The 16,143-nt window shown below is 50.1% G+C and carries 18 protein-coding genes and 2 pseudogenes; 16 read left to right on the forward strand and 4 right to left on the reverse strand.

Annotation, left to right across the window (positions count from 1 at the left end):
• Nucleotides 1-85: 85 nt before the first annotated feature.
• The 4 genes and pseudogenes from Q4579_RS11360 to Q4579_RS11375 all read left to right on the forward strand — a co-directional run bounded on the left by Q4579_RS11360 (nt 86) and on the right by Q4579_RS11375 (nt 2,928).
• The gene (locus tag Q4579_RS11360) at nt 86-766 is read left to right on the forward strand and encodes a C39 family peptidase (RefSeq protein WP_303564213.1); all 681 of its coding nucleotides are present in this window, start codon (nt 86-88) and stop codon (nt 764-766) included.
• A gap of 14 nt (nt 767-780) precedes the next feature.
• A complete protein-coding gene (locus Q4579_RS11365; RefSeq protein WP_303564215.1) occupies nt 781-1,308 on the forward strand; it encodes a hypothetical protein in 528 nt (175 codons plus the stop codon).
• A 273-nt stretch (nt 1,309-1,581) separates the two neighbouring features.
• Nucleotides 1,582-1,935: pseudogene (locus Q4579_RS11370) on the forward strand (VpsR-related response regulator); the annotation flags it as partial.
• A gap of 24 nt (nt 1,936-1,959) precedes the next feature.
• Entirely contained in the window at nt 1,960-2,928 is a 969-nt protein-coding gene (locus tag Q4579_RS11375; RefSeq protein ID WP_303564462.1) for a sigma 54-interacting transcriptional regulator, read from the forward strand.
• Between the two features lie 88 nt (nt 2,929-3,016).
• On the opposite strand, the gene Q4579_RS11380 is transcribed toward Q4579_RS11375, so the two are convergent.
• Together Q4579_RS11380 and Q4579_RS11385 are read right to left on the reverse strand one after the other, a co-directional pair.
• On the reverse strand, nt 3,017-3,145 hold the full coding sequence (locus Q4579_RS11380) for a hypothetical protein (protein ID WP_256449244.1): 129 nt from the start codon (nt 3,143-3,145) through the stop codon (nt 3,017-3,019).
• A gap of 169 nt (nt 3,146-3,314) precedes the next feature.
• Nucleotides 3,315-4,298: an endonuclease/exonuclease/phosphatase family protein gene (locus Q4579_RS11385; RefSeq protein ID WP_303564220.1), complete on the reverse strand. Its 984-nt coding sequence runs from the start codon at nt 4,296-4,298 to the stop codon at nt 3,315-3,317.
• Between the two features lie 222 nt (nt 4,299-4,520).
• On the opposite strand from Q4579_RS11385, the pseudogene nrdD reads away from it, so the two are divergent.
• From nrdD to Q4579_RS11400, 3 genes and pseudogenes are all read left to right on the forward strand, one after another.
• Nucleotides 4,521-6,341, forward strand: a pseudogene (gene nrdD / locus Q4579_RS11390) (anaerobic ribonucleoside-triphosphate reductase); the annotation flags it as partial.
• Nucleotides 6,342-6,374: 33 nt separating this feature from the next.
• Nucleotides 6,375-6,881: an anaerobic ribonucleoside-triphosphate reductase-activating protein gene (gene nrdG / locus Q4579_RS11395; protein ID WP_303564222.1), complete on the forward strand. Its 507-nt coding sequence runs from the start codon at nt 6,375-6,377 to the stop codon at nt 6,879-6,881.
• A 198-nt stretch (nt 6,882-7,079) separates the two neighbouring features.
• Nucleotides 7,080-7,343, forward strand: a complete 264-nt coding sequence (locus Q4579_RS11400; RefSeq protein WP_211651398.1) for a DUF2960 domain-containing protein — start codon at nt 7,080-7,082, stop codon at nt 7,341-7,343.
• A 1-nt stretch (nt 7,344) separates the two neighbouring features.
• Here Q4579_RS11400 and Q4579_RS11405 read toward each other — a convergent pair whose 3' ends face one another.
• Both Q4579_RS11405 and Q4579_RS11410 read right to left on the reverse strand, forming a co-directional pair.
• Nucleotides 7,345-8,163, reverse strand: a complete 819-nt coding sequence (locus tag Q4579_RS11405; RefSeq protein ID WP_303564225.1) for a hypothetical protein — start codon at nt 8,161-8,163, stop codon at nt 7,345-7,347.
• Between the two features lie 8 nt (nt 8,164-8,171).
• Entirely contained in the window at nt 8,172-8,768 is a 597-nt protein-coding gene (locus tag Q4579_RS11410) for a class I SAM-dependent methyltransferase (protein ID WP_303564227.1), read from the reverse strand.
• A gap of 244 nt (nt 8,769-9,012) precedes the next feature.
• Between Q4579_RS11410 and Q4579_RS11415 the strand changes: the two genes are divergently transcribed.
• The 9 genes from Q4579_RS11415 (at nt 9,013) to Q4579_RS11455 (ending at nt 16,139) form a co-directional block, all read left to right on the forward strand.
• Nucleotides 9,013-9,366 carry a DUF2750 domain-containing protein gene (locus Q4579_RS11415; RefSeq protein WP_303564229.1) on the forward strand — a complete coding sequence of 118 codons (354 nt, stop codon included), beginning with the start codon at nt 9,013-9,015 and terminating at the stop codon, nt 9,364-9,366.
• Nucleotides 9,367-9,525: 159 nt separating this feature from the next.
• Entirely contained in the window at nt 9,526-10,077 is a 552-nt protein-coding gene (locus Q4579_RS11420) for a hypothetical protein (RefSeq protein WP_303564231.1), read from the forward strand.
• Between the two features lie 11 nt (nt 10,078-10,088).
• On the forward strand, nt 10,089-10,481 hold the full coding sequence (locus Q4579_RS11425; RefSeq protein WP_303564232.1) for a carboxymuconolactone decarboxylase family protein: 393 nt from the start codon (nt 10,089-10,091) through the stop codon (nt 10,479-10,481).
• 226 nt (nt 10,482-10,707) lie between these two features.
• The gene (locus Q4579_RS11430) at nt 10,708-12,762 is read left to right on the forward strand and encodes a PhoX family phosphatase (RefSeq protein ID WP_303564234.1); all 2,055 of its coding nucleotides are present in this window, start codon (nt 10,708-10,710) and stop codon (nt 12,760-12,762) included.
• A gap of 129 nt (nt 12,763-12,891) precedes the next feature.
• Nucleotides 12,892-13,608 (forward strand): triacylglycerol lipase, encoded by a 717-nt coding sequence (locus Q4579_RS11435; protein WP_303564235.1) that lies wholly within the window; start codon nt 12,892-12,894, stop codon nt 13,606-13,608.
• Complete coding sequence (locus tag Q4579_RS11440) at nt 13,605-14,180, forward strand: GNAT family N-acetyltransferase (protein ID WP_303564239.1); 576 nt, start codon at nt 13,605-13,607, stop codon at nt 14,178-14,180. Before Q4579_RS11435 ends, Q4579_RS11440 begins: the two co-directional genes overlap by 4 nt.
• 7 nt (nt 14,181-14,187) lie before the next feature.
• Nucleotides 14,188-14,349 carry a hypothetical protein gene (locus Q4579_RS11445; protein ID WP_303564242.1) on the forward strand — a complete coding sequence of 54 codons (162 nt, stop codon included), beginning with the start codon at nt 14,188-14,190 and terminating at the stop codon, nt 14,347-14,349.
• A 48-nt stretch (nt 14,350-14,397) separates the two neighbouring features.
• Nucleotides 14,398-14,910 (forward strand): GNAT family N-acetyltransferase, encoded by a 513-nt coding sequence (locus tag Q4579_RS11450; protein ID WP_303564245.1) that lies wholly within the window; start codon nt 14,398-14,400, stop codon nt 14,908-14,910.
• A gap of 272 nt (nt 14,911-15,182) precedes the next feature.
• Entirely contained in the window at nt 15,183-16,139 is a 957-nt protein-coding gene (locus Q4579_RS11455; protein ID WP_303564465.1) for a diguanylate cyclase, read from the forward strand.
• The last annotated feature ends 4 nt before the right edge of the window (nt 16,140-16,143 follow it).

The following is a 16,143-nucleotide window of genomic DNA, read 5'->3' on the forward strand; positions in this document are numbered from 1 at the left end:
TGAAAGTCAGATAGATAGGAATAATATGTCCCCTGACGGATTGAGAACGAATTACCCTGTCAGTACGATTGAAAAGGGTGTCATCATGAGATTGAAATTGGTAACCCTGGCCTTGACCGGAATCATGCTGAGTGCATCAGTCAGCGCACTGGATTATTTCCCCAGCCGAGGCGCATATAATGTAAAAGTGAAGAGTTATCAGGAGCAGTTGTTTGGCGATGTGATGCGTCAGCAGTATGACTTTAGCTGTGGTTCAGCAGCCGTCGCTTCCCTGATGAAATATCACTATGGCATCGAGACGTCAGAAAATACCGTTTTTAAATATATGTTTGAAAATGGTGATAAAACCAAAATTGAAAAAAGCGGTTTTTCAATGTTTGACATGAAAGAGTATATGCAATCTGTCGGATTGGATGCTAATGGATACCGGTTACCCCTCGATAAATTTCAAACTTTAGGTGTCCCCGCAATTACAATTGTGAATTTCGACGGCTATATGCATTTTGTCGTTATTAAAGGGATGAACAGTGATCAGGTCATTTTAGGTGACCCGTCCCGAGGCACCATGGTGATGAAGATCAGTGAATTTAAACCCTATTATCGCGGCTCTGTGCTATTGGTGAAAAATATGGTGAAAGAAGGGCGCGAGAGCTTTATTACTCAGGAAAACTACAGTGTTTATGCACCATCCCCAGTGTCTGATGCTGTGACAAGGGATTCGTTGTCAACGTTCAGTATTACATTGCCAGGTTCAAACGACTATTAAAGGCAGAGGCTAGTATGAATAAGCTATCACAATACGCAGTCGCCGTGACGCTCGGAGGCGCTGCTTTTATAGCAAGTACTTATGCGGATGCATACACCACCCCGCATTATGGTGTGTTGTTAGATGACAGCAGCCTGATCACGATGACTCAGTCGGAAATGTCCGCGATTCGTGGCGGTTTCTCGGCAGAGGGATCCTTGATCAGCATCGGTCTGAGTATCATCACCGCGCTCAACGGCGAAGAGATTCTGCGCTCTCACATTGCGAATTTCACCATCAGTAACGGTGTGCTCAGTACAACCGCAGGTTCGGCTTATGCAAGCGGAGATATGATTACCTTGCGGCAAGTCGGTGATAATAACACCTTTGAACGTCCGAATCTGTTGCCAAACAGCATTATGCAGGTCGTTCAAAACAGTCTGGACGGCAGCAGTATCCGTATCGAGCGCAGTGTAGATATTAATGCTGATCTGAATGGCTATATTCAGAACAGTGTCCTGAAAAGCCGACTTGAGAATGCAATCTTGCATACAGGGTATTAGTTCATTTGTTATAGAACATTGCAATAAAAGGCATAAGGTACAGCATTGGTCTGTACCTTTTTTGTATGCAATTTCGTCCAAAATGGTATGTGAGCTTAAAAAAATCTGATGGCAACGCCTTGCATAACTGGCTGAATCTTAGTTTATTCTGATGTCTCACCGCCTTTCTCAAGACAATTCTTACTTCTGATACCACGCGGCCCTGCGCTTTCTTGCCTATATTTTTCAATGAACATTAATAATAAACGTGCATTGATTTGAAGGTGACTTCTGATGGTAGCTCAATGTCAAAATAAAGCTCTAAACGGACGGCTGGTGGCAATCGGATGTAACTACGAGCCTTGGATAGCGCTTCTGGAACAGTCAGGTTGGAAAACCCAGTGCTGTTATGATTTAAGAACGGTTGATTCAATCTTGGAAGAGTTCAGCCCCTGCATCTGCATCGTTGATTTAAGCAATAATGATTTTAGCTTAAACAGCATCTCTTTGAGGGCAAATAAAACCAAACAAGTAAGATGGATTGCTTTGATCAAAAAAGAGCAATTAAAAACTGACGCAATTTGCCAGTTTATTAATAACTTTTGCGTCGATTATTTTACGGTACCCGTACCAGGAAGCCATTTATTAGATACTGTGGGGCATCAGTTGGGGATGTTGGATATTGAATCCTCATCCTGGCATGAAATTACCACACAGCATGAAATGGGATTATACGGAGAATCAAAATCAATTAAACAACTGCGGGATATGGTGCGTCGTGTGGCGTTAACGGAAGTGAACGTCTTTTTGACCGGGGAAAATGGCACGGGGAAAGAGCTGATTGCGAAATCAATTCATAACCTCTCGAAACGCAAACATGCGCCATTTGTCGCCATTAACTGTGGGGCCCTCAGCAAAGACGATGAAAAGTTGAATTTCCTGAAACATGTCTCAGCTTCTGATGACGAAGAAGGCGGATTCAACGGTACCATCATGCTGGACAACGTGGAAGAGTTAACCCGAGAGTTTCAGGAATTACTGCTGTCCTTCATTCAGGCGCCAAGCAGTGATTCTCTGGATGGCGACTCGGCCTGTGATGTTCGGATTATTGCTGCAACCAGTGCGGATCTGGATGCGCTGGTGGCAAAAGGTGATTTCAGTAAAGAGCTGTATTACCGTCTGAACGTTTTTCACATTAAAGTGCCGACATTGCGTGAACGGGGCTCGGATATTTTTCTGCTGGCGGAAACGTTTCTGCAGAAGTTTGCCAAGGAGTACAGCACCATGGCGTCAAATTTCTCGGAAGACTCGAAGCAGCTGTTATTACGTTACAGCTGGCCGGGGAATGTTCGTGAACTGATCAATCAGGTGAAACGAGCGGCATTGCTTGCAGAGGGAAATGAAGTCCGAGCTGAACACTTTGATTTGCCAAGTAAAGCGAATTTGAAGCAAAGCTTGCGCAATATTAAAGATGAAGCCGAGAAAGACGTGCTGGTTGCCGTACTGGAAACCCACCGGGGACAGGTTGCTTCTGCAGCGAAAGATCTTGGGGTGTCCAGAGCGACGATGTACCGACTGCTCAATAAACACAATATTGTGCCGGATGTCCGCCACTACAATTCAAACTTTATGCGAGAGTAGTGTGGCCACATAGCCAGACAAAACTGAAACACCCCGCATGGCGGGGTGTTTTTTGTCGAATCAGGTTTTCGACCTGTCGGGAATGTTTTTACAGAGACAACAGAATGACTTCGTTGTGCTCATCTGATTCGGTATTGGTGAAGACACATTCTGGCTGGTCAACCATGAGTTCGTCCATGGTTGGCACAACCAGTGTGGCCAGGTTGCTGTAATCCATTTGTGTTCCTTACTGCTGAAAAGGGTTCACTGTTGTGTTGCTCAAACCCTAAATCGATTCAATGACACTATCATGACAACGCATCGATGTGGATCCCCTTTTTTGTGTTGACGGCTCTGCCATTGATCTTTGTCCACAAATTTTCAGGGATATGTCTGAACATTGGTGTTTAGGTCTCAGTTGTATGCAACGGCAACCTCAGGACAATCGGACAATGATCAGACAAAGTCAAACGCCGGACAGCTTCCTGAGAAAATTTTATCTGGTGCAGATGCTCTGGCGTGACGCCTGCTGCGAGATCTGCCGAGGCCAGGAAGTGGTCAATCAGTCGGGTGTAATGTCGGTAACTGGCTTTTTTGCCCGGACGATTGAGCCGAACATAACATGAGCCCTGAAGCGTCTTTGTTAACAAACGGACGGAAGATCCAGTGAGTGTGCGAGAGAACCGGCTGTCGGGGTCGGCCATCCGGTGATTGAAGTCGCCGCCGATCAGAAAAGATTCTTGCTGGCTGACGCGTTGATCAATCCATGTCCGGAGGATATCACCCTGATAAGCCAACACCCGGCAGGATGCCGATTGAGACCTGATGCGAGTGCTGTAACAGCCGGACTTCAGGTGAATATTCAACAGGTGCAATGGTTTGCCGGCTTCAGGGTAAACCACAATATAGGCACCATATCTCAGCCGTCCACGCTTTGGCTGTTGAGCCGGTTTGGGGGCTCTGCGAACATTCAGTCCGGCCAGATCGCTCGGGTCTTCGACCCGCAGATGAGTTTTGACGGCAAACCCGGTGTACTGATTGCCATCTCGGAAAGTCTCCTGTTTTCTGTGATGCCGGTCGGACAGATAAATCTGGTATTGACCCTCGGGCAGAACCTCAAGGAGAGCACCGGCATGATCAACTTCCTGAAAGGCGAGCACATCCGGTGAGGCTTCAGTCAGAAGCTTGGCAATATAAGCTTTATCCATCGGGGTTCTGGGCTGGTTTGCTGTGCCAAACCAGGCCATATTCCACGTCATGATGGTGAGAAAAGACTGGGCTGGGATGCCAGAGCGCGGTGATTGCGCCGCCAGCGGCGACAGACTGAATAATCCTAAAGCGGCAGTCAGCAGCGCTGCCATCCCTCCTGTTTGTAATCGCCATCCTTGCATATCCAAAGCACCTGCATTCCAAAGCAAAAAAGTCATTTCGTCTGAAGTGTAACCGACATGCAGGCATCCCTGATGCAGATCAAAGTAAGCTTGCGGCACTTGTCGCTAAATACACAATATCTTGTGTTCTTGATAATAACATTTTGCATATCTAGTGATTTTGGGGTGGGTGTGGTGACGGAGAAAAGGAACAGCGGGCAGCTGCTGGATGGCATGCTGGACGATATTCGCGGACTGATGGCGCAGACCGCAGCGGATTTGCTCAATGAAAATGCCAATAAAGACAGCCGGGTCATTCCGACGCAACGCGATCTGCTGGCGGGCATTGTGTCAAAGCATTATGCCCGGCAGTTTATGTTGCCTGCATATGTTGCAGCGGCGCATGAATCCGGCGAAATTCATTTTCATGATCTCGACTACGCGCCATTTTTCCCGATGTTTAACTGTATGCTGATTGATCTGGAAGGCATGCTGACGCAGGGATTCAAAATGGGGAATGCGGATATTGATACCCCGCGCTCCATCTCCACTGCGACGGCGGTCACGGCACAGATCATCGCACAGGTCGCCAGCCATATTTATGGCGGCACCACGGTGAACCGGATTGATGAAGTGCTGGCGCCTTATGTCACCCGCAGTTACCAGAAACACCTGACGGTTGCTCGCGAATGGGAAATTTCTGATGCCAGAGCCTTCGCCCGCCAGCGCACGGAAAAGGAATGTTTTGATGCATTTCAGTCGCTGGAATATGAAGTGAATACGCTGCATACCGCAAACGGGCAGACGCCTTTTGTCACCTTTGGTTTTGGACTGGGAACATCCTGGGAATCCCGGCTGATTCAGCAATCAATTCTGAAAAACCGGCTGGCTGGTTTAGGGAAGAACCGAAAAACCGCGGTGTTTCCAAAACTGGTTTTTGCAGTGAAGGACGGGATCAACCACAAGCCCGAAGATGGCAATTACGATATCAAGCAACTTGCGCTGCAATGTGCTGCCAAGCGCATGTATCCGGATATTCTGAATGTCGAGCAGGTTGAAGCCGTCACCGGCTCATTCAAAACTCCGATGGGCTGCCGGAGTTTTCTGGGCCGGTATGAAGAATATGGCACAGCGATTCATGAAGGCCGGTGCAATCTCGGGGTGGTCAGTTTGAATTTGCCCCGGATTGCCATTGAAGCAAAAGGAGATGAAGCGGTGTTCTACCGTGTGCTGGACCGGCGACTGCTGCTGGCACGTCAGGCTTTGATGTATCGTATTCAATCTCTGGATGGCGTGAAAGCCAGCGTGGCTCCGATCCTTTATATGGAAGGCGCTTGCGGGGTCCGGCTGAAAGCGAACGATGACATCGCGGAGATCTTCAAAAATGGACGCGCCTCTATTTCGCTGGGGTACATTGGCTTGCATGAAACGTTGACAGCTTTGTATGGGCAAGCGACACATGTGTTTGACTCTGACGCTTTGCAACGCAAAGCACAGGCGATTGTGCGCCATTTGCGGGCTGCCGTAGACCGCTGGAAGGACGAAACCGGGTATGGTTTCAGTTTATATGCGACACCAAGTGAAAATCTGTGCAGCCGGTTTTGCGCGCTGGATCGTCAAGCATTCGGTGACATCCCCGGTGTGAATGACAAAGGGTACTACACCAACAGTTTCCATCTGGATGTCGAGAAGCAGGCGAACCCGTACGACAAAATTGATTTTGAAATGGCGTATCCGGCCATCTCCAATGGTGGTTTTATCTGCTATGGCGAATATCCGAATATGCAGCACAACCTGGAAGCACTGGAAGATGTGTGGGATTACAGCTACGACCGTGTGCCTTACTACGGCACTAATACGCCGATTGATGAGTGCTACGACTGTGGTTTTCAGGGGGAATTTCACTGCACCAGCAAAGGTTTTGTCTGTCCTGCATGTGGGAATCATGAGCCGTCGCGGGTCTCCGTCATTCGCCGGGTTTGCGGCTATCTGGGCAGCCCGGATGCCAGACCCTTTAATGCGGGGAAACAGGAAGAAGTGAAACGCCGCGTGAAACACCTTTGATGGTGGCGCGCATCATGTTGTTCAGAGGTCAGGATGCATTATCACCAGTATTACCCTTGTGACGTTGTCAACGGGCCGGGAACCCGCTGTACCTTGTTTGTATCAGGGTGTGAGCACCAGTGCCGTGGTTGTTATAACCAGTCGACCTGGCCGCTGCACAGTGGTAAGCCTTTCAGCCGCGAGATGGAAGACCGTATTATTGCGGACTTACAGGATCAACGTATCCGCCGCAGAGGCTTGTCTTTGTCTGGCGGGGATCCGTTGCATCCGGCCAATCTGTCGGCAGTGAAACACCTGATAGCGCGGGTCAGGCGTGACTGTCCCGATAAAGATATCTGGCTGTGGACGGGGTACGTGATGGAAACCCTGACCCGTGCCCAGCAGGAAGTTACCGCGTTGATTGATGTGCTGATCGACGGCCCGTTTGTTCAGCATTTATCTGATCCTTCACTGCCCTGGCGTGGCAGCAGGAATCAGCGTGTGCTTCGTAAAGCCGGTTCTCAGGGCGCCTGGATGGAAGTCGTGGACAACTCGGGCTAACCCACTCTTTCTGCATGGCTTTTATTGATAACTCATGAAGTTATCCACTGTTTCTGTGCATAACTGTGGGAAAATCAAGTGAATGAATCAGAGGGCAGTGGATAAAGAGCAGCGGTCCAGGCGCGTCCCGACTAGGCTTAGGCAGGATTATCCGTTACACTTCGCCCTTGGATTCATACAGAGACATCAGGTTTCACCATGGCACGTACCGTGAATTACACCTATAAAATGCAGGAGAAAAGCATCAGCTTTTCTTACAGTCAGTACCGTTCAATTCATGAAGCTGTTGCCGCAGCGGAAGGCATTGATCTCAGAGAATATCTGAAGATGGAGCAGCAGGTTGAAGCTGTCTCCAGTGGTGAAAAAGCTGTCCGGGATTTTCGTGACAGTCATTTCCGTAAACTGGGCTTTGGCAAGATTGCTCTGGCGCCGAAAGAGCACCGGGGAATCGGGGAAAAGTAGGTCACGTCCGGCTCAGTCGCTGACGTAACATCAGATAAACCCATCCTCCAGCACATGCGGCCAGTAAATGTTTTACACAATGGCCGCTGATGACACCCTCTGTCATGTCCCAAATCCCTGCATCCAGATATTCAGCCCCGGCGGCCAGTCCGTAACAGACGAAAGTTGCCAGATAGTACCGCCTGTCCGGCCCGCGTCCTTCATACAGAAGTAAAATCAAGGGTAAATGCAGGATGGGCAACAATTGCACCAGCATGTATGCGCTCAGAGCGGCCGTGCCCGAAGCGGTTGTGGTCATCCAGTACCAATAGGTCACAGAGAAAACAGCATACACATTGAGTGGAAACAGCAGTTTTGTGCCCAGCGCGGGCCGGACATATTCGCTCAGAACGATACAGTAAAGCGAGACGAGCGCGATTGCACCGGGAATTCTGTCCAGCATCAGTCCAAACGGCGTTGGCAGCAAATCGTAATATGCAGCACCAAGGCTGGTTGCCAGCAACGCCTGAAAGAAGAGGAAATAGGCTGTCGCAATTTCAGGCTCGACAACCCGATCGGCTTGCTTTTTGGGGATCTGGCTGAGCATCCGGATCCCCATGAAACCGACAATCGCCAAAGGCAGGCTGGTGACAATCACGTGCAAAGGATGCATATCGGATATCTGGCGGGAAGATGTGACTGTGTCAACATCCGGAGGCAGAAGCACCGGGGATTGCAGTAAAACCAGCAACAGAATCAGGCTGGCTGAAGCAATCAGTAAAATCGCTCGGATACGGTCAGAGCAATACCGTGGCAGTGTCCGGGACGACTTCAGTTTCATCGCTGGACTTACTTTTTCATCGCGATCAGGGTGTGGATGTGCCACTGGCGTTTTTCACCGGTGAGCCGGGCCGACATTTCGTGCCTTTGCTGCCAGGACACCACATAGAACTGACTGAAGAGCCGTTCAAGTTCTGGCTTGCTGTGGGTCATGACTTTATCTGAATAGTCGGTTTCATCATGGTTCATGCCCAGAAAGTGGCCACAGAACAGCCCGCCCGGATAAAGACATTGCACCACCTTCTGCCAGACGGCGTAAAAGTCCTGCCGGGGACAAAAGAACATGGAAGCGCTGGCATTAACCAGATGAGCTTTGGGGAAGCGATACTCGCTGAATGTGCAATGCTGAAGGTCGAGTAACGGATTGGATGCAGCCAGCGGATGTGTTGACAGTTGCCTCAGGCTTTCCAGATGGCTGTCGAACGCATAGACCCGATACTGGTTTTCCAATAAAAAGAAGGTATCGCGGCCCTGACCACATCCACAGTCAATGGCCACTTTGCCCCGGAGGTGATCGCCGAGTAGCTGATGCGCCTCAACGAGATGCGTGCGGGGGGGCTGCAAGGCAGATGGATGAAGATAAGATTGCCAGTCAATGGTGGCCATGATTACCTCGATAATGCTCACTTCGTGGTCAATACAAGTATAATCATGCCCCCCGCAGGCGATCGTTCAATTCTTAGACGGCACCCCAAACATCTAAAAAGTGGCGGATGCTCAAGGCGCTGGATCCCACGTTCAGGGCGGCTCGGGTATAAAAATTTGATCTTACATGTCCGGGAATCTTTGCTACTATTTGCGCCAACAGCCCGCTGAACCGCGAGCCCCTTAATGAAAGAGAGAAATCGCCATGACGAAATTAACTGCAGACGTACAGAAGAATGCTGATTTGTTCTTCACCGAATCGAAAGAGACGCAAGTCGTGTATGGCCTGTGTAATGAAGAAGGGGATTGGTTGTCGGTTGATTCCAGCGAGTTTGAAGAATCTGAAGTGATGCCATTTTGGTCGAATGAAGCCGATGCAACGTACCATTGTGTCGAAGAGTGGGCGGAGTTCCAGGCGACAGCGCTGCCGCTGGATGTTTTTGCACAAGACTGGATGGTCACTCTGGCTGAAGACGGTGTGTTGGTTGGTCTGAACTGGAATGATCGTCTGGAAGGGGTCGAGATGGAACCTCAGGATGTTGCGAAGCAATATCTGTAAATCTGTCATTCGCCAGAAAAACCGCCGAACGTGGCGGTTTTTTTATACGTACGCTTCAATAACCTTGATTCCTATCAACTTTTCGTGATGTTCAGGTTGAATGCCTGCTGTACGATCGGTCTAATACGCCTCCCTGAAATAGAAGAACATGGAAGTATCATGAATCAAGGAAAAACGCTGCTTGCGGTCGCATTGGGATTGTCGTTAAGTGGCTGTTCGGTCCTGCAAGGATTACCGGATGATAAAAGTACCGGCGCACTGGCGCTGTATCTGGAAACCGACCGGGATTCAGGCAAGCCGATGCCCTGTCGCTCAATTTCGGTTCGGCTGAATGAGGTGACAGAAGCCATCAATACTTCACCGGCGGTCTGGAGTGAAGAATCTTTCTATGATGAAAGTAAGCAAGCAACCATCATCCCCGGAATTCAGGCGGGCACGTATGTCATCAACGGGTTTCGCTGTTACGCAGGCGCCCGCGTTGTCTTTGAAAATTACGCGCGGTACATTGATCAGCCGACTTTCGAAGCCGTGACGATTCATAAAGGTAAAATTACCCTGAGCGGCATGGCGTTCGTCACCGGTCATTTCACGGATAAGGAAAGCCGTGTTTATTTTCAATTCAGAGATGCAGGCTCCCTGAAGCAGGATGCGCTGATCAAGGCGCTGCGGGCCAATGACGATTACCGTGGCTGGGAGCTTGTTGCCGATTAATTGAGTGCAGTATGGCAGACGAAAAACGATATCAACAAGGACTGGCGAAACTCAGCGAGCTGGATCCGAATGCAGCAGAACATCTGAAAGCCAGCTTTCAGTCGGTTTGCCCTGAGCTGGCTGATTTCATCATCGCCTTTCCTTTTGGCGAAGTGCTTTCCCGTGAAGGGCTTGATTTTCAGACCCGCGAACTGGCGACCATTTCGGCGTTGACGGCGATGGGCAATTGTCAGCCACAATTGGCCAGCCATATTCAGGGCGCGTTACGGATTGGCTGCAAGCCGCAACAGATTGTGGAAGTGATTTTACAAATGGCTGTCTATGCAGGCTTTCCGGCAGCCATCAATGGCATGACGACTGCAAAACAAGTCTTCGAAGCGGAAGGTGTTTTGCCGCTATGCTGATATCGCGCCACACAGGGACTGACTGTGTGGCGTTTGTCTTTCTGGAACTTATCTTTTTTCCTCATTTCCCGACTTTAACAACAGACAGTCGGACTGACCCCATGGTTTTTCAAGCAATTGAAACCAAAGCGTCATTGAATTCGCGCCTGCCTGTCACACCCCGCCTTCAGAATGTATGCCCGTCATGACACTGATGAATAAAAATACAGACAACTAGGGAAGACAAATGAGCAAGGCGACATTCGATCCAACCCGTTATAACAAGAGTGGTAATGAAACCTTTCAGGAAGTTCTCGATAAACATTTATCCCGCAGAACAGCATTGAAAAGCACGCTCGGTCTGGGGGCATTAACCGCTTTAAGTACTTTTGGTCTCACAGGTTGCGGGAGCGACAATGATTCCGGGAAGTCCGGTGATGGGACAGACACTAATCCGGACGCAGCAAGCCGGAGCACGGCGGTACTGAGTTTTGATTCGATTCCCGGGTCGCTCCTGGATGCCGTTGCTGTACCGGCGGGGTACAGCGCTCAGGTTCTGGTGCCATGGGGTACACCACTGAATACTAAAGCGAATGCCTGGGATAACAGCGGTCAAAACTCGGCTGACGATCAGGCCAATGCGATGGGGATGCACCACGACGGCATGCACTTTTTCCCGCTCAACGATGCCGCAGATGATGGTTTGCTCTGCATTAACCATGAATATATTGATCAGGATGCACTGCACCCCGCGGGGCCAACGGAAGTCGGGGGGCTGAGAACAAGCGTTGAAGAAATCCGCAAGGAAATCAACGCTCATGGCGTGAGTGTGGTTCGGGTCAGGCTGACCGGCAATACCTGGCAGATCGTGGACAATGATCCGTTGAACCGCCGTTTTACGGCCGCAACGGTGATGGATATGGGGGGCCCACTGGCTTATACCGGTTATCTGGAAACCCGGTTTTCACCGGATGGCAGCCAGACGCGCGGCACCCTGAATAACTGTGGCAACGGCTACACGCCTTGGGGCACTTATCTGACATGCGAAGAAAACTGGCCGGGTTACTTTGTCAATCAGGGCACGCTGACAGAAGACCAGAGCCGCATTGGCGTTTCTTCGTCCGGCACACGCTATGGCTGGGATGATCTGGCAGGTGATGCGGATGAACGTCTGGACGAGTTCAGTCGTTTTAATGTCACGCCTTCGGCGGCCAGTGCCGCAGGAGATTACCGCAATGAAGCAAACGGCTTTGGTTATATTGTGGAAATTGATCCATACGATGCGAGAGCAAGGGCGGTTAAACGCACGGCATTGGGCCGCTTCCGCCACGAAGGCTGTGCTTTCGGTAAGCTTGAAGAAGGTAAGCCGGTTGTTTTCTATTCAGGCCATGACTCTAAGTTCGAGTACATTTATAAGTTCGTATCAGATGCGTTGTGGGATCCGGCGGATGCCAATCCAGTGAATCGTCGTGTCACTGGTGATAAATATATGGATCACGGGACGCTTTATGTTGCGAAATTCTCGGATGAAGGGGTTGGCCAGTGGCTGCCATTAACCATGGACAGCCCGACACTAGATGCAGGTGTGCTGGGGGATCATTTTGAATCGCTGGCGGCCATCTTACTGAACACGGCAGGGGCTGCGGATCGGGTGGGCGCGACCCCGATGGATCGTCCTGAGTGGACGACTGTCGATCCCTTTACCGGTACGGTTTATCTGACGCTGACCAATAATTCTAGCCGGACGGAAGGGAATGTGGCTAATCCACGCCTGAAAAACTATTTCGGCCATGTCATTCGCTGGGATGAAGGGGATGACGCCACTTCCTTTATCTGGGACATTTTCCTATTTGGTGCGCCGTCGGATGCTGATGCGGCAACTAACCGATCGGGTCTGACGGATCTGAATATGTTTGCCAGTCCGGATGGTCTTGCCTTTGATCCCCGTGGCATTCTCTGGGTGCAGACGGACAACGGTGCACCGGATGTCACCAGCTACACCAACGACCAGATGCTGGCGATTGTGCCGTCTGCGATGGTTGACGCACAAGGAAAGCAGCAGGTCGTTACAGGTGAGAATCAGATGCAGCTGAAACGTTTTTTTGTCGGTCCGAATGGTTGCGAAGTTACTGGGTTTGCCATCAGCCCGGATTACAAGTCGGTCTTTATCAATATTCAGCATCCCGGCAACTGGCCCTATTCAGAGAATGCTGCCGAGCAGACACCTGGCGGAACCACAGTGCGGCCCCGTGCGGCAACGGTTGTGATTCGTCGCAATGACGGCGGTGAAGTGGGCGTGTAATCGCTTCGTCTCTAAGCACACAGCCCGCAACTCAGTTTGCGGGCTTTTTTTGCGATTGTGATATTCGAAATGGACGACTTGATGCATAATTCCCTGTTGTAAGAAGGATTTCTGTTCACCGGGACGTTGATGTACGCTTTCATTTTACTTTTTCTGATGTCGTTGTTCGCGGCACCTTCAACCATGGCAGCACAGGCTGAAAACACGCAGCCGGGGTGCGTGATCTTGTTGCATGGTCTGGCAAGAACGGCGCATTCGATGGATAAGTTAGCTGATGCACTGTCAGATGCTGGTTATCAGATAGTCAATGTGGATTACCCGTCGACTCAATATCCGATTGAAACCCTTGCTGCCACCGTCATTCCTGATGCTTTGTCTCAGTGTAATCACACGCAACCGGTGCATTTCGTGACACACTCAATGGGCGGGATATTAGTCAGACAGTACTTATCACAGCATGATTTGAACAATTTAGGGCGGGTCGTGATGCTGGCGCCACCGAATCAGGGCAGTGAGGTGGTCGACAGTTTTCATGATGTGGCGCTTTTTCAGTGGATCTACGGTCCGGCGGGACAACAGTTAAGCACTGAGACATCCAGTGTGCCCAAACAACTGGGCCCTGTTCATTTTGATCTGGGTGTGATCGCTGGCAACCGAAGTCTGGATTTTCTGACTTCCTGGCCTTTACCTGAGCCGCATGATGGAAAAGTCAGTGTCGCAAGTACTCGGGTTGAAGGGATGCATGCCCATTTGGTGTTGCCTGCGACGCATACCTTCATCATGCGTGATGAAACCGTGATCGCGCAGGTGATTTATTTTCTGCAACATGGACGATTTCAACCATGAGTCATTCCCCGTTTTTATTACAGACGCCTCGTTTTTCTCTGACTGATTTCCGGCCATCCGATACAGATGATTACGTGGCCATGGCGACAGATGCAAAATACCAGCGTTTCTACAGTGAAGCCGACTGCGAGGAAGAAAAAATGCGCGCTTTGGTCGCTTTGTTTATCCAACAGGCGACAGAGCGGCCACGGCAAGCGTATCAGCTCGCGATTCGCTGGCCAGCCACTGAGGGAGAAAGCGAGCAGTTCGCAGGAACAGCGGGCCTGAGAATTGTGCGTCCCGGAGAAGCTTCGGTGGGGTGTGGTCTTGCCCGGGCTTTCCATGGACAGGCGATTGCAGATGAAGCCATGTCAGCACTGATCGATTACGGTTTTGGCACGCTGGGCTTGAACCGTATTTATGCTGAAACACTGGCGGATAACCGGGCAGCAATCGCACTGTGTCGTCGGCTGGGCCTTGACGTCTCGGAAAGGATTGCTGAGCACTATCACTTCAAGGGGCGTCCATGGGACGCTGTGATTTTGTCTGTGCAGCGTGAGCGATGGCTGAATCGCGCACAGATTCGAAAGTGAGGTCAGCATGAAATCTTTGATGAAAATGGTTGTCGTTTTGCTGTTGATGGCTGCCAGCTTCTGGGCTGGCATGCAGGTTGAGCGCCTCCGCTATGAAGATGTTTGTCTTGATATGGGCGGCGGCAAGAATCCCGGTGATTATCCGATTTGTGTGATCCAATCACCGTAATGCTGGAATACGTTTCTGAAATTGTTGTTTGAAAATGGAGAGGTGAACATGGAAGTGATTGAAATTCATCAACCTGAGCTGATTCACGGGCAACTGACGGAACTGCTCCAAAATTGTGTTTCAGATGGCGCATCAATTGGGTTTCTTCCGCCTCTCAGCACGGAGGAGGCCAGTGCCTACTGGCTGGGGGTTGCTGCAGAGCTGGGTGAAAACCGGAAGCTTTGGGTGGCAAAACAGGGGCGCCAGATCATTGGGACCGTGCAGCTATCGCTGTGCGGGAAACGTAATGGATCCCACCGGGCTGAAGTGGAAAAGCTGATGGTACACACACAAGCCCGGGGGCAAGGTGCTGGCCGTGCATTGATGGGGGCCGCAGAGGCACAATGCGCAGCATTGAATCGAACCTTACTGGTGCTGGATACCCGTGAAGGCGATGTTGCTTCAGAATTGTATAAAAAATTAGATTATGTTGAAGCGGGCAGAATTCCTGAATTTGCCAGAAGCGCTTCCGGCACTCTGGCTGCCACGATTTATTTCTACAAGCAGATTGAAGCATCCTGAGTCTTGCAGCAACCGAAAGCAGATGATGCTAGTGCATGGTCGGATCTGGCTGTCGGTGACGAACGATGTGGGCAAGTATCCTCTGTATTTATACTTATAGTGATAAATGTTGATTTTACATTTATTTTCAGGATATTAGCGATATTTTTTCATCCTGATGAGACCCGAGAGACTCGAAATTTCACAATTAACCCGTCTGAAAAGGTTCTTCTTGAGGCTTCATTGGTATATTTTGGGGGCAGGTAAAGCAACATGGATTAGGAATGGTCGCAATGCTCGTGCCAGAGAAGCCCAGAGACGAAGTGGAACGTCTCCAAAGTCTTCATGCCCTGACATTATTAGATACGGATCGGGAAGAACGGTTTGACCGGGTGACACGGTTAGCCCGGCGGATGTTTCAGGTCTCCATGTCGACAGTATCGCTGATCGATGAAAACAGACAGTGGTTCAAATCCTGTATCGGCGATGATGTGACCGAAACTCCGAGAGATATTTCTTTCTGCGGGCACACTATTTTGGGAAATGCTCCCTTTATTATTCCGGATGCGGCGCAAGATGCCCGCTTCAAGGATAATCCCTTGGTGACGGGGCCGCCGTACATTCGCTTTTATGCAGGTGTGCCACTCTTGTATGACAGTCGGTACAAACTGGGTTCGTTATGCATCATCGATCAGCAGCCTCACACATTAGATGAAGAACAGATCAGAGATCTGGTTGATCTGGCAAAAATGGCTGAAAAAGAATTAGGTGCGCTTTATGACGCAACCATTGATGAATTGACTCAGATTTCGAACCGGCGTGGTTTTGTTAAACTGGCCACAAAGAGTTTGCAGCACTGTCAGCAGCGGGGCACGCCTTTCTCACTGGCTTTCTTCGATCTGAATAAATTCAAAGCGATCAATGATCAGCTCGGACATCAGGTTGGCGATCAGGCACTGAAAGATTTTGCGATGTTACTCAGCCAGAGTTTTCGGTATTCAGACTTATTTGCCCGGGTTGGGGGAGATGAGTTTGTCGTGCTATATACGGGCATGGATGAGATGGAAACCCGACGGGCGATTCGCCGCTTTGAGCAGAATGTCAGTGAGTTTAACCGCGGTCAGCACCGACCTTATCAGCTTTTATTCAGTTCCGGTCTGTATACCGTACCAGCTGGCCAGAAGATGGATCTGGAAGAGATTCTTGCGAAGGCAGATTCCAGAATGTATCTCAATAAGATGGCACCCTGAATGA

The sequence above is a fragment of the Photobacterium sp. 1_MG-2023 genome, from assembly GCF_030547945.1.
Taxonomy (GTDB): Bacteria; Pseudomonadota; Gammaproteobacteria; order Enterobacterales; family Vibrionaceae; genus Photobacterium.